The sequence below is a fragment of the Bradyrhizobium sp. 215_C5_N1_1 genome (assembly GCF_052075935.1).
Lineage (GTDB): Bacteria > Pseudomonadota > Alphaproteobacteria > Rhizobiales > Xanthobacteraceae > Bradyrhizobium > Bradyrhizobium barranii.
Map to the genome: position 1 here is coordinate 324,754 of NZ_CP197228.1, position 13,060 is coordinate 337,813.

A 13,060-nucleotide genomic window follows, 5' to 3' on the forward strand; every position below is an offset into this window, starting at 1 on the left:
TCTGGTACGTCCGGTAGCATTCCGAGGTCCACTTGCGCAATCGTCACGCGCGGCCGCCTTCGTGAATGCGTCACCGCCACGTGGTTCGGGAACACAAGCGATGTCCATTCTTGTCACACGGCCGCATCCCGACAATGAGGCGACGGCGGAAAATTTGCGGGCGCGGGGTCATGTGGTGCTGCTCGCACCGATGCTCAAGTTCGAGCCGGTCGCCTTCCATGACGAGAGTGAGGCCGACTACGGCGCCATCATCGTCACGTCGGCCAATGCGATCCGCGCCGTCGCGCCGCAATTGCAAGATCTTGGCTTAAAGAATCTTGGCCTCCTGGAGCTGCCGCTGTTTGCGGTCGGGGAGCACACGGCTGCCGCGGCGCGCGACGCCGGCTTCGCCGAGGTGATCGTCGCCGGCGGCGACGCCGCGGCCTTGCGCGACAAGGTGATGCAGAGCGCGCGCGACAAGCTGCTGAAGAAGAAAAGCACGCTGCTCTATCTCGCGGGCGCGGATCTGTCGCGCGATCTCGGCGGCGAGCTCGGCGCGGAGGGCTTCAGCGTGGTGACGCAGACCACCTATCGTATGACTCCTGTCAAGATCCTGCCGCGCGATGTCTGCGATGGCTTTGCCGCGCATGGGATCGAGGCGGTGCTGCACTACTCCCGTCGCAGCGCGCGGGCCTTCCTGGATGCGGCACGGGACGAAGGCGTCGAAATCTCGGCGCTGGCGATCCCGCAATGCTGCCTGTCCGAGACGGTCGCCAGCGTGCTGCGCGATGCCGGCGCGTCGCAGGTTCTGGGGGCCGCGACGCCGGACGAAAATGCCCTATTTGATACCTTGGAGCGTGCTTTGCGGACCCGTTTGGCGTAAGAGGTCGGGCCGAATCCGACGCGATCGGGTCCGTTCAGGGCATTTGAGTGTGAGGAACCGTCACGATGGCCGATGACAAGCCTGAAGACGCAGGATTGGCTCCCGAGTCAGGCCGTGCCAAGCGCACCCCGCCCACCATCGACCTTGAGGCAACCGAAATCTCGACCCAGCCGCAGCCAACGGTGGCCGCCGAACCGGAGGTTCAGCCGACGCCGGAGCAGGCCGCGCAAGAGCAGGCCACGGTCGAAGAGTCCAAATCCGAAGAGGCCAGGCCTGACCCGGAGCCCGCGCATGCGGAGGCCGCGGTTGCTTCCGCTCCCGCGTCGGCGCCGGTTTCGCCCTGGGTCATTGCGCCGTTCTCCGGCGCGGTCGCAGCCGCAATCGTGATTGCCGTCGGCTGGATGCTGGGCTGGCCCGCCGTAGAGGCGCCGCCGGCCGCGCCGCAGGTCACGAGCGCGACGGTCGACGCGCTCAGCGGACGTGTCGCCGCGGTCGAAGCCAAGGCGGGCAAGCCCGCCGCCGATCCGGCCGTGGTGGCGCGGATCGATGCACTGGAGAAATCCGCAAGTGCCTTGCGCAGTGACATCGCCAATCTGCGCGCACAGTCCGACAAGACCGCCAACGACGTGAAATCGGCACCGCGCGCTGCCGCGCCTGATCTTGCCGCGCTCAGCGACCGCATTGCGCAGCTGGAGCGTGCCAGCAAGACGGAGCGCGCCGAGCTCGCACAGCAGGGCGAGAAGATTGCCGACAACAAGGCGACGAATGACAAGCCGCTGCGCCATGTCGTGGCGGCGGCTCTGCTCGACGTCGCGGTTCGGCATGGCGATCCCTACGAATCGCAATTGGCCACGGCGCGGTCGCTCGCGGCCAAGCCCGATATGCTGAAGCCGCTCGACACCTTTGCGTCGTCAGGCATTCCGACGCCGGTCGCGCTGAGCCGCGAATTGCTCAACATCGTGCCCAAGCTCTCGCCGCCGGCGGAAGCCCCGGCCGCCGGTGCCGGCATCGTCGAGCGCCTCCAGGCGGGGGCCTCGAAACTCGTTCGTATCGAGCGCACCGACGGCGTCGGCAATGATCGCGGCGCCATCGTCGCACGGGTGACGGCGGCGGCGCTTCGCAACGATTTCGCGGAAGCGCGGCGCGAGCTGAAGACGCTGCCCGAGGCCGATCGTGCACCGGCACAGGCCTGGCTCGAGAAGGCCGACGCGCGCGACGCCGCGCTCGGCGCCTCCCGTAAATTCGCCGACGATGCCATGGCGGATCTCGCCAAGCCCGATCTGGTCAAGCCTGCTCAGTAAAGGTTCGCGCAATAATCAGCGCGTAATAGGGATCGCCATGCTTCGCATCGTCCTCTTCCTCGTCCTGATCGCGCTGGCGGCGGCCGGCGCGGCCTGGGTTGCCGATCAGCCCGGCGATCTCGTCTTGACCGCGGGCGGTTTCCGCGCGTCAACGACGCTTCCGAGGTTCGTGTTTCTGCTCGGCGTCTTTGCAGCGGCGGTCGTGCTGGTCTGGAGCATCGTGACGATGATCTGGCGCGCGCCGGGACGCCTGCGCCGCCGCCGTCATGAGAAACGCCATGCGCGCGGCCGCCATGCCATCACCCACGGCCTGCTCGCGATCGGTCATGGCGATACCGCCCTCGCCCGCCGTCACGCCGATACCGCGCGGCGGCTGGCCGCGAACGATCCGCTCGCACTGCTGCTGCACGCGCAGTCGGCCCAGCTCGAAGGCAATCGCGACGAGGCCCAGCGCGTCTTCCGCGTCATGGCCGAGCGCGAGGATACCCGGCTGCTCGGCCTGCGCGGCCTGTTCATCGAGGCGCAGCGCGCCGACGATGCGGTCGGCGCCGTGATGATCGCGGAGGAGGCGATCAAGCTGTCGCCGTCCTCGACCTGGGCCTCGCACGCGGTGCTCGGCTTCCGCTGCGCGCGCGGCGACTGGAGCGGCGCGCTCGCGATCCTCGATTCGAATCTGTCAGCCGGCCTGATCGACAAGGCGGGCTATCGCCGCCAGCGCGGCGTGCTGCTCACGGCCCGCGCGCTGGAATTGGAAACCATGGACCGCGACGTGGCGCGCGAGAGCGTGATGGAGGCGATCAAGCTCGCGCCGACGCTGGTGCCGGCCGCGGTGCTCGCGGCCAAGTTCGAGAGCGAAGCGCATCAGGTGCGCCGCTCCATGAAGCTGGTCGAGGCCGCGTGGCTCGCCAATCCGCATCCGGATCTTGCCGACGCCTACGCGCATGTGAAGCTCGGCGATTCCGCGCGGCAGCGCTTGCAGCGGGTCGAGACGCTGGCGGCCAAGACGCCGGCCGACAAGGCCGGCCATGTCGAGGGCCAGCTCGCGATCGCGCGCGCCGCGATCGACGCCTCCGAGTTCGCGCGTGCGCGCGCGGTGCTGGCCCCTTACGTCAACGATCCGACCCAGCGCGTCGCGCTGCTGATGGCCGAGCTCGAGCGCACCGAGCACGGCGACGGCGGCCGTGCCCGCGCCTGGACCTTGCGCGCGGTGCGCGCCCGCCACGATCCGGCCTGGACCGCGGACGGCTATGTCAGCGACCGCTGGCGTCCGGTCTCGCCGGTCACCGGCCGTCTCGATGCCTTCCAGTGGCAAACGCCGGTCGCGAGCCTGCCCTCCGACAAGGGCGCCACGATCGAATCCTCGGCCTTCGAGGAAGCCATGCTGGCCGCCCCGCCGCCGAAGCGGGTGACGGCAGCCCCGAGCGAAGCCCCGGTGGAACCGCCCGTGGCTGCGCCGGATCCGGTCCCCGCCGCACAGGACAATTCGCCCCCTGAGGCCAAGGAGACGACCGGGGAGGCCGCCAAGGAAGAGCCTGCGGTCGCGCCGGCCGCCGAGCCGGTCAATCCCGCCCCTGAGGCGCCCGAATCATCGCCGGAGGCGGCAACGCCGGTGTTCCGGACCCGCGCCGACCTCGGCAAGCCTGCGCCGGCCCCGATCCAGGCCGTCATCCCGATCGTCCGCGCCCCCGATGATCCCGGGATCGACGACGAGGGTCCGAGCGACGAATTTGCGGAACAAATCGGCACGCCCAGAACCCATGCAAAGGCCCAGGCCGGCGGCTGGCGCGGATTCTGGTCCCGCTGGGGCGCGTGAGGCACATTTCGAAGCCCGCTCCACCTTGCCAATTCGGGCCATGCCCGATATCAGGAGCGCGCGTATCGGGACCTGCATTGCGCGGGTCCCGGTAGGGTTCGCCGCAATAGCTCAGTTGGTAGAGCACGTCATTCGTAATGACGGGGTCGGGGGTTCGAATCCCTCTTGCGGCACCATTTATCGCTCTGATTTTTCGTTGTTTTCCGCGCCGTTGTTTCGTCCTCCGATGCAGCCTCGCCGCGAGACGGCATGCCATCGCCTCAGACTTTGCGCAGGCTTTCGATTTCCCACAGCGCCAGTTGCCGCCGGTCGAACGGTGGGACGTAGTCGTCCAGCACCTTGATCGGCGGCGGGAAGTTGTAGGGCGGAGCGCTCAGATCGATGGAGAAGAAATCACCCGTGCGGATCGCACGATTTCGGCCAGCCGGGTAAGTCGTCGTCAGGAGATACTTGATGTTGGATCGACGAATGTTGTCGATTGCTTGAAAAATCATCTCTTCGGACAGATGAATGAAGCAATCGCGGCAGAGCAGCAGGTCAGCTTCCGGGAGCGGATCGTTGCAGAGATCGATCCGGAGGAACGTGCGATCTGGGCGACTGTATTGGTCACCCGTTCGCGCAATCAGTTCCGGAACGATGTCTCCTCCAATATAGCGAGAAATTGGAAGTTCGATCTTCGACAACCAATGAAAATCACCACAAGGCAAATCGAGCAGGGTACGGATCCCGAGGTCGCCAACCAGACCAGGAAGGCTTTCTCGCACCCTTTGGGTATTGTGCAGCGTGGATCCGCCGCCGGAAGCGGTTTCCTTGTAACCCCAGACGTTACGCCGATAGATCTCGCTGAACACTTCGCCAGGCGTTCCACGGAGATTGCGCACCATCTGCGTACGCAACCAGATCAGCGCGGGCTCCGGTAACGTCTGGCGCGCGATGTCGATAGCCGTCGAGAAAAAGGCCGTCTGACGTAACCAGTCTGCAAACTTGTCGAACACATCGCCCCCGTATTGTCGCAAGCTAGATGCGCGCGAACCTGAATTGTTGCGTGCCGCGCTCGGTGGGATCCGGGCTCCGCTCAGTGATGCGAAATCCCTCATGAGCCTGGATGAATGCTTGCTCGGAGATCCAGTTGCGCTCGTATCTGACGAGCTTCTCCCTGGAGGCGAGCGACGATCCTGGACCGTTGTCGCTCAGGTACGAGGTCTGAACCTCTCGCCGGGTCTCTTCGCTGATCGGAACGCGGTACCATGCCAACATTGCCGGCCGAACCGAGCACAGCGTTCTGACGGTTTCCAATGCATCCGGGACGTACTGTATGGCCCCATTCGAGTGGAGGAGATCGACAGTGCCGAGCCAGTCGGCGGCTTGGTCGATGCGCTCGAAAAACATCAGCCTATCGGTGCCAAGCTCCTTGGCGCGCCGCACCATTGCAGGCGTCTCAACCACCGCCCATCGAATGTCCGGGCATTGCCGGCGCGCCACCTTGTAATGCAGGCCAGCACCTCCGCCGAAATCGAGAACCGTGTTCATGCCCGCGACCAGCGGCCAGTCGCTGTCCGGGCTGTAGTTGATTGTCTTTAGGAAAATCGTTTCGACCAGTTCCGGATTCTCGTACCCCTGGACAACCTCTCGCGGCGGCAGCAGCTTACGCTTCACTCGCTGGATGAAGGTCATAACGGGCGGACTCGGCACGCCTTGTGATACGTGTCGAGCGTCTACCACAATCAGAAACATTTGGAAACAATCGCGAAACGCGACATGACGTTGCGGGTCGATCGCCGCGAATGCTGATCGCGGGTTCAAGACCGAGCGCGCAGTCTACGTGATGACAGTCACATAGCGCAGATCACATCTCCCCTAGTCTTCCGGTCACGCAAACACGGGGAGATTTCACATGCGCAAGATCATTCTGGTTGCCGCCATGGTCCTGGCTTCTGCATCTGCCCATGCTGTCGACCGCAGCCTGTCGCAGGCCACGGCGACGGCCGCTCCGCAGGGCACCACGGCCACCGCCCCGACGACGCAAATCAGCGAAGTCGCGCCAGCCGCGGAAGCTCCGAAATACGTCGATCGTCCGCCGGCAGTCTCGGCCTCTGCTCCCGCCGTGGCGACGGCTCCTGCCGTGACCGCGACAACGACGACCTCAGCGCCGACGGAGACGAGCAAGCCCGCCACGAAGACCGCAAAGGCGGGCAAGCCGAAGCACAAGCGCAGCTGGACCGAAGGCCGCATCATCAGCGAGCTGCACCGCCACAGCATCTACTGGTAAGGCTGCGACTCGCTACAAAAGCAAATGGCCGGGCAAGAGCCCGGCCATGCGCGTATTGAGGAAGCGTGTCGGCCTTACTGCGACACCGTCTGCACCACGCTCGTTATCGGACGCGCGCTCGAGGTCGGCACCTTCAGGTCCTTCAGCAGCGCCTCGTCATATTCCGGCAGCGTCTGGAGCGTTGCCTTGGCCTTCATCTGAACGACCTTGTAGCCGCCAGCCTTCAGCCGCGCGAGCAGCGCCGGCATCGCTTCGCCGGTGTGCTTCTGGAAGTCGTGCATCAGGATGATGCCCTTGCCGAGCTTGTCGAGCCTCGTCATCACCGTCTCGATGATCTTCTCCGGCGTGGCGCCCTTCCTGAAGTCGAAGGAGTCGATGTCGGTCGAGAACATCGCGACGTTGCGGGTGCTGAAATAGGTCACGATCGCCGGATTGTGCTGGAGCTGCGGGAAGCGGAAGAACGGTGCCGGGTTGGTGCCGAGCGCGTATTTCACCGCGCTGATGCCCTTCTCGACCTCGTCCTTGGCCTGCTGCTCCGTCATCTTCTTGCCGTTCAGGTTGACGTGCGACCAGGTGTGCGTGCCGACCGTGTGGCCCTGGGCCAGAACCTGGCGCAGGATTTCCGGATGATAGGTCGCATGCTTGCCGACCGAGAAGAACAGGCCCTTGGTGCATTCATCCGCGAGCGCCTTCAGCACCGCGGGCGTGTTGACCGGCCAGGGACCGTCGTCGAAGGTCAGCACGACCTCCTTGTCGGTGAGGAAGTCGAACTGCTTGAAATGATCGAAGCCGAAGCCGGGACCGCCGGTGGTGTCGATCTCGACCACGCGGGCAACGCCCAGCGCGTTCGGATTGGCGCAGGCCTGCTTCGGCTGCACTGGCGCGATCGGAGCGGGCGCAGGCGCCGCTGCCTGAGCAACCGCCGTCGGCCTGGCCGCGATCGCCGCGGTGGTCTCGACGTCATCTTTGGCGGCGAGCTTCGCCTGTGCCGGCAATTGATCGGCGGCACGGGCGGCCGTTGTTTTGGGGGCGCCCTGATCGGCGCGCGCGGAATAATAAAACCAACCGCCGGCGGCGATCACGACCGCCGCAACTACACTGGCCAGCATCAGGCCCAACGCATTACGCATCGCTATTCTTTCCAATTACGCAACCAACCCGGCGGAATCTCCCGCGCGACGAGCCATTAATGCGAAGGAACAGTTAACGTGACACCAACACGACGGCGTTTGCGCCGGATTTTCAGCGAGGTGCGCCATGTGACGGAGGTCACATAGGGCGGGCCACCCGTGACCGTCATCACAGTGGAAACTGTTTTGCCGGAGCATCGTAGTTCCCATCAACAACGGGCCCCGCTTCCAGCGGCGCCCATGGGAGCTTCAAATGACCAAATCTTCTTCTGCCGAATCGCTGACGAGTAGGATCCGTGACACCAGCCTGGCTCTGGGCTTTGCCGCCACCGTCTCGATCGTCGCGACGACCTCGAGCTTCGCCTTCTCGGCCGAGGCGCAGCAGCAGTGCACCGGCGATGCCTTCCGCCTGTGCTCCTCGGAAATCCCCAACATCCCGAAGATCACGGCGTGCATGATGAAGCATCGTTCCGACCTGAGCGCCGGCTGCCGCGCGGTGATGGACAAGGACCTCGCAAAGGGCGCCTCACGCAAGGTCGCTGACGCCCAGGACAAGCAGTAGGACAACGCGCAACGGCAATCGTTGTTGGCTCCCCTCGCGATGTGCTCCCGGCGTCAGGCCGGGGCCACGCGCGCCAGTCCCGCTCGGTAATAAAGCCGTTGCGGCGTCGGGATCGTCGCACTAGCTTCGCCCGCACTTCCTTGGGGTAAGAGGCATTACGCGATGACCAGATTTCTTTTCATTGTTTCTTTGATTCTGTGCGCATCGAGCGCCTCAGCGCAACAGCAGCCCGGCCACGATGCCTGCGCGCGCGATGTGACGCGCTTCTGCCGTGCCGTGATGAACAATGGCGATGGCGCCGTGCTCGCTTGCCTCAAGCAGAACCGCACCCGCCTCAGCAAAGCCTGCGACAAGGTGCTGACGGATCACGGGCAGTAAGACGTGCCGTCGTAGCCCGGATGAGCGAAATCCGGCGTCTGCCCGTGCGGTGAGATCGTCCCGGATTGCGCTTCGCTCCATCCGGGCTACGTTCTGAGAGAACCTACGTGCTACTTCCCGCCGCGCTCGCGACCACCGGCAGCACCTCGGCGCCGGCACGATCCGGCGTCTCCTCCTTCCAGCGCACCGAGCCGAACGGACGCTCCAGCATGCGGCGGATCCGCACCGGATCGGGTCCGATGTGGAAATCGATCGCCTGCTGATGCAACGCGCGTTCGGATTGTGTCGAGCGGTTGCGCTGGCGCAAGTAGTCGAGCCAGGTCGGACAGTGGTAGCGCTCGGTCCACAATTCGGGGTCGGCGATGTCGCGCGCGATCGACCAGCCATAGGCGCCGTTGCGCTGCCGGGAGAGCTGCACGTCCTGCATCACATTGTGGAAGGCGCGCGCGTTCTCTTGGCTCACCCTATATTCGATCTCGACGACCAGCGGCCCGCTGCGTGCTGTGAGCGACAGTTTGACTTCCGGATCGGCGAGCACGTCGGCGTCCTCGTTGCGGGCGCCGACGCGCGGCATCGCCAGCCAAATGCCCAGCACCGGCGAGATCAGCATCAGGCAGGCGGCCGTCAGCAGCGCGACCTCGACGCCGGCATAATCGGTGAGATGGCCCCAGCCCCAGGCGCCGATCGCGATGCCGCCGGATATCGAGGCCTGGAACGCCGCGAGCGAACGGCCCGCGACCCAGCGCGGCGCCGAGAGCTGCACGCCGATGTTGAACAGCGCGACGGCCGCCATCCAGACCGCACCGGCGAGCACAAGCGCCGCCGCTGTCAACACCGGCTCCGTGCTCACGGCAAGCGCGGCCATCGCGAATGCCATCGAGATGGTGCAGGCGCGGATCGCGGCCTCGCCGCTCATGCGCTTGCGCAATTCATGGATGTTGAGCGCACCGACGACGGCGCCCATGCCGAAGGCACCCAGCATGATGCCGTAGGTCTGCGCGCCGCCATGCAGCAGGTCGCGCGCGATCAGCGGCATCAGGGCCATGATGGCGCCGCCGATCAGGCCCATCACCAGCGTGCGCAACAGCACGATCTTGATCGGCGGCGAATTGGTGATGTAGCGGAAGCCCGAGACCATCGCGCGGTTGAGCTTCTCCCGCGGCAGGCGCGAGGGCTCGGTATTGCGCCGCCAGAGCAGCAGCACCACCAGCAGCGGCAGATAGAGGATCGCGTTGCAGGCAAACGCGGCCACCGCGCCGAGCGAGGCGACGATGACGCCGCCGACCGCGGGACCGAAGCTGCGTGCAATATTGTAGCTGATGCCGTTCAGTGCGACGGCTGACGGCAGTGATTCGGGCGGCACCTGCTCGCTGACCGAGGATTGCCACGCCGGCCCGAACAGCGCATTGCCGCTGCCCACCACGAAGCAGAAGACGAGCAGCGTTTCCGGGGTGATCAGCTTGAGCCAGGCCAGCACCGTCAGCGCAGTCGCGCCGATCAGCGCGATCGCGAGCGAAATCAAGGTCACGATGCGCCGGTCATACATGTCGGCGATGGCGCCGGCCGGCATCGAGATCAGCATGATCGGCAGCATCAGCGCGGTCTGCACCAGCGCCACCTTGTCGGCCGAGGCCGCCATCTGCGTCATCGCCCAGGCCGCGCCCACGCCCTGGATCAAGAGGCCAAGATTGGAGAGCAGGCTGGCGAGCCAGATGCGCCGGAACACGGTGTACCGCAGGGGTGCGGCGATGCCGTCGCCGGCGAATTTCTGACGGTTCGGCTGCTCGGTCATATCCCCTTCCATATGGGCTGGCAGAAGTGGTCTTGGAATGGTCTTTGGGTGATTCCGGCAAGTCCAGTGATGCCTGCGAAAGTCCTTCGCTGTCCAGTGGTTAGGCCGCTATAAGCGGCACAAAGACATGGTTTTTCCGGAGAAACATATGAAGCTGTCGCGAAGGTCGATCCTGCTGGGAGTAGGCAGCTTGCCTTTCGCGGTTGCGAGCTTGCGGACAGGCGCGCTGGCCCAGACCGCGCCCACGGCTCAGAATGCCGAGGTGCCGCCGATCCTGTTGGTCCACGGCAATGGTGAATACGACGCGGTCTGGATGACGACGCTTTGGCGAATGGAATCCAACGGCGTCGCGCGCGATCGCATGATGGCGGTCAATTTCACGGATCCGCTGGCGCGCAGCGACGACAAGGTCGAGCAGGCGGGCCGCTCCTCGACCGAGGACCAGCGCCGCGAACTCGCGGCGGCCATCGCGGAATTGAAGCGCCGCACCGGCGCGGCCCGCGTGGCGCTGGTCGGCAGTTCGCGCGGTGGCTACGCCATTCGCAACGTCATCAGGAACGGCGGTGCCGGCGATGTCAGCCATGCCGTGCTGTGCGGCACGCCCAATCACGGCGTGTTCGCGACCGACGACCAGCCGAACAACGAATTCAATGGCCGCGGTACATTTCTGCGCGGCCTGAATGAGGGCGAGAGCGAGGTGACGCCGGGCACGGCCTTCCTCACCCTGCGCAGCGATGGCATGGACAAGTACGCGCAAGCCGACGGCCGCTTCATCGGCAAGCCCGGCACGCCGACCGGCGTTACCGTCGAAGGGCCGGAGTTGACGGGCGCCACCAATCTCGTGCTCGTCGCGCTCGACCATCGCGAAGTGGCGTTTCACCCGCGTGCCTTCCGCGAGATCTACAAATTCATTGCCGGCCGCGAGCCCGCGCGCATCGCGATTGTGCCGGAGCAGAGCGTCAGGTTGAGCGGCCTTGTGACCGGTACGCCAGGCGGCGTGTCGACCAATCGCCCGGTGGCGGGTGCAACCGTCGATGTCTTCCGCGTCGATCCTGATACCGGGGAGCGCAAAGGCGGCGCGGTGCACAGCGCGAAGACCGGCGCCGACGGCCGCTGGGGTCCGGCGCAGGTCGAGCCTTCCTGGTTCCTCGAATTCGTCCTGACATCGCCCGACGCGCCGACGACGCATATCTACCGCTCGCCGTTCGCGCGCTCGTCCGATGTCGTGCATCTGCGTGCCGCGCGCCCGCTCGGGCCGGCGGACAAGGATGCCGGCGCCGTCGTGATCATGTCACGCCCGCGCGGCTATTTCGGCCTGCCGCGGGACGTGGTGCTGCTCGACGGCAAGGAGCCGGCCGACGTCAAGCCGGGTGTGCCCACGGATTCGGCAGCAACCTTGCGGCTCCCGGCCGCGGAGGCCGGGCGTAACGTCGTGGCCCAGTTCGGCGAAGAACGAATTGTGGCGCGTGCCTGGCCCGCCTCCGAGAACAGGATTGCGATTGCCGAGCTGACTTACTAGCTATTGGCCTGGGTCATATCTGCGGGAGAGAGCCATGAACATCGCCAGTGTGCGTCGGCCCATCATCCCTCCGACCCCGCCGCGTGCGCCCGACGACATGTCGTTTCTCGGCCGGGTCGCGGTCCTCAAGCAGAACATGATCGCGACCTGGGGCCAGCGTGCCTACGAAGAAGAGGTCATCAAGGGCCGCTTTTTCCTCCACAACAGCTTCATTCTGAATCAGCCGAATGCAATTCGGCATGTCCTGCTCAGCAATTATGAAAACTACACGCGCACGCCGGCGGGGATCCGCATGCTGCGTCCGGTGCTCGGCGAAGGAGTTCTGATCGCGGAAGGCCACGCCTGGGCGCATCAGCGCCGTACGCTCGCGCCGGCCTTCACGCCGCGTGCGACCGCAAATCTCGTCCCGCATATGACCGCGGTGCTCGACGAGACCATCACAAAGCTCGATGCGCGAACAAGCGAGCCGGTCGATCTGCGCGAGACGATGCAGCGCATGACGCTGGAGATCGCCGGGCGCACGATGTTCTCGTTCGGCATGGACCGTCACGGCCCGACCTTGCGCAACTTCGTCATGGAATACGGAGCGCGGCTGGGACGGCCCTATTTCCTCGACATGCTGCTGCCGGTGTCCTGGCCGACCCCGATGGATTTTGCCCGCGCGCGCTTCCGCAAGCGCTGGACCGAATTCGTCGCGATGCTGATCGCCGAGCGCCGCACGATGGGCAAGAAGGACGGCGCGCCGCCGCGCGACCTGTTCGATCTCATGGACGCGGCGCGCGATCCCGAAACCGGCAAGGGCTTTTCGGACGCGCAACTCGTCGACGAGGTCGCGACCATGATCCTGGCGGGTCACGAGACCACGGCGACGGCGCTGTTCTGGGCGCTCTATCTGCTCGCGCTCGATCCGGAGACGCAGGAGGAAGTTGCCTCCGAGACCCACGGCGAGCACCTCGACAGCATGGCCGATATCGATCGCCAGAAGTTCACCCGTGCGGTGATCGAGGAGACCATGCGGCTCTATCCGCCGGCCTTCCTGGTCGCGCGTGCCGCGCGCGAGAAGGACAATGCGGCCGGTGTCGAGATCGGCAAGGGCGACATCATCATGATCGCGCCCTGGCTGCTCCACCGGCATGAGAAGCTGTGGGACCAGCCGAACGCCTTCATTCCAAAACGCTTCATGTCGAAGGAGGCGCCCGACCGCTTCGCTTACCTGCCGTTCGGCGCGGGTCCGCGCGTCTGCATCGGCGCGCCGTTCGCGCAAGCCGAATCCGTGCTGGCGCTGGCCCGGTTGATCGGCGCGTTCCGTATCGAGCTTGCCGACAGGGTTCCGGTGATCCCGCTCGGCGTCGTGACGACCCAGCCGGACCACTCACCTTTGTTCCGCATCACGCGTCGGTGACAGACATTCGTCTGCCCGATGGCGCGATCCAC

At 65.6% G+C, this 13,060-nt stretch carries 12 protein-coding genes and 1 tRNA gene; 9 read left to right on the forward strand and 4 right to left on the reverse strand.

The features are described 5' to 3' along the window. Nucleotides 1-100: 100 nt before the first annotated feature. The 4 genes from AB7G19_RS01485 to AB7G19_RS01500 all read left to right on the forward strand — a co-directional run bounded on the left by AB7G19_RS01485 (nt 101) and on the right by AB7G19_RS01500 (nt 4,152). On the forward strand, nt 101-862 hold the full coding sequence (locus AB7G19_RS01485; protein WP_071908721.1) for a uroporphyrinogen-III synthase: 762 nt from the start codon (nt 101-103) through the stop codon (nt 860-862). Between the two features lie 65 nt (nt 863-927). Further along, nucleotides 928-2,163: a hypothetical protein gene (locus AB7G19_RS01490; RefSeq protein ID WP_085403022.1), complete on the forward strand. Its 1,236-nt coding sequence runs from the start codon at nt 928-930 to the stop codon at nt 2,161-2,163. 37 nt (nt 2,164-2,200) lie between these two features. After that, nucleotides 2,201-3,976 (forward strand): heme biosynthesis HemY N-terminal domain-containing protein, encoded by a 1,776-nt coding sequence (locus tag AB7G19_RS01495; protein WP_085403020.1) that lies wholly within the window; start codon nt 2,201-2,203, stop codon nt 3,974-3,976. 100 nt (nt 3,977-4,076) lie between these two features. Beyond that, nucleotides 4,077-4,152, forward strand: a tRNA-Thr gene (locus AB7G19_RS01500). An 84-nt stretch (nt 4,153-4,236) separates the two neighbouring features. Here AB7G19_RS01500 and AB7G19_RS01505 read toward each other — a convergent pair. Next, on the reverse strand, nt 4,237-4,971 hold the full coding sequence (locus AB7G19_RS01505) for a class I SAM-dependent methyltransferase (protein WP_144030808.1): 735 nt from the start codon (nt 4,969-4,971) through the stop codon (nt 4,237-4,239). Between the two features lie 22 nt (nt 4,972-4,993). Next, nucleotides 4,994-5,650 (reverse strand): hypothetical protein, encoded by a 657-nt coding sequence (locus tag AB7G19_RS01510; RefSeq protein WP_144030807.1) that lies wholly within the window; start codon nt 5,648-5,650, stop codon nt 4,994-4,996. Nucleotides 5,651-5,870: 220 nt separating this feature from the next. On the opposite strand from AB7G19_RS01510, the gene AB7G19_RS01515 reads away from it, so the two are divergent. Continuing rightward, entirely contained in the window at nt 5,871-6,245 is a 375-nt protein-coding gene (locus AB7G19_RS01515; RefSeq protein ID WP_441267674.1) for a hypothetical protein, read from the forward strand. A gap of 74 nt (nt 6,246-6,319) precedes the next feature. Here AB7G19_RS01515 and AB7G19_RS01520 read toward each other — a convergent pair whose 3' ends face one another. Next, nucleotides 6,320-7,375 (reverse strand): polysaccharide deacetylase family protein, encoded by a 1,056-nt coding sequence (locus AB7G19_RS01520; RefSeq protein ID WP_085403012.1) that lies wholly within the window; start codon nt 7,373-7,375, stop codon nt 6,320-6,322. Between the two features lie 253 nt (nt 7,376-7,628). On the opposite strand from AB7G19_RS01520, the gene AB7G19_RS01525 reads away from it, so the two are divergent. Both AB7G19_RS01525 and AB7G19_RS01530 read left to right on the forward strand, forming a co-directional pair. Further along, nucleotides 7,629-7,937, forward strand: a complete 309-nt coding sequence (locus AB7G19_RS01525; RefSeq protein ID WP_085403010.1) for a hypothetical protein — start codon at nt 7,629-7,631, stop codon at nt 7,935-7,937. Nucleotides 7,938-8,099: 162 nt separating this feature from the next. Beyond that, nucleotides 8,100-8,315, forward strand: a complete 216-nt coding sequence (locus tag AB7G19_RS01530; protein WP_063980334.1) for a hypothetical protein — start codon at nt 8,100-8,102, stop codon at nt 8,313-8,315. 103 nt (nt 8,316-8,418) lie between these two features. On the opposite strand, the gene AB7G19_RS01535 is transcribed toward AB7G19_RS01530, so the two are convergent. Continuing rightward, nucleotides 8,419-10,107 carry an MFS transporter gene (locus AB7G19_RS01535; protein ID WP_085403008.1) on the reverse strand — a complete coding sequence of 563 codons (1,689 nt, stop codon included), beginning with the start codon at nt 10,105-10,107 and terminating at the stop codon, nt 8,419-8,421. A 148-nt stretch (nt 10,108-10,255) separates the two neighbouring features. Here AB7G19_RS01535 and AB7G19_RS01540 point away from each other — a divergent pair, with 148 nt between their 5' ends. Beyond that, the gene (locus tag AB7G19_RS01540) at nt 10,256-11,626 is read left to right on the forward strand and encodes a hydrolase (RefSeq protein WP_085403006.1); all 1,371 of its coding nucleotides are present in this window, start codon (nt 10,256-10,258) and stop codon (nt 11,624-11,626) included. Between the two features lie 34 nt (nt 11,627-11,660). Then, on the forward strand, nt 11,661-13,028 hold the full coding sequence (locus AB7G19_RS01545; RefSeq protein WP_085403004.1) for a cytochrome P450: 1,368 nt from the start codon (nt 11,661-11,663) through the stop codon (nt 13,026-13,028). Nucleotides 13,029-13,060: the final 32 nt, after the last annotated feature.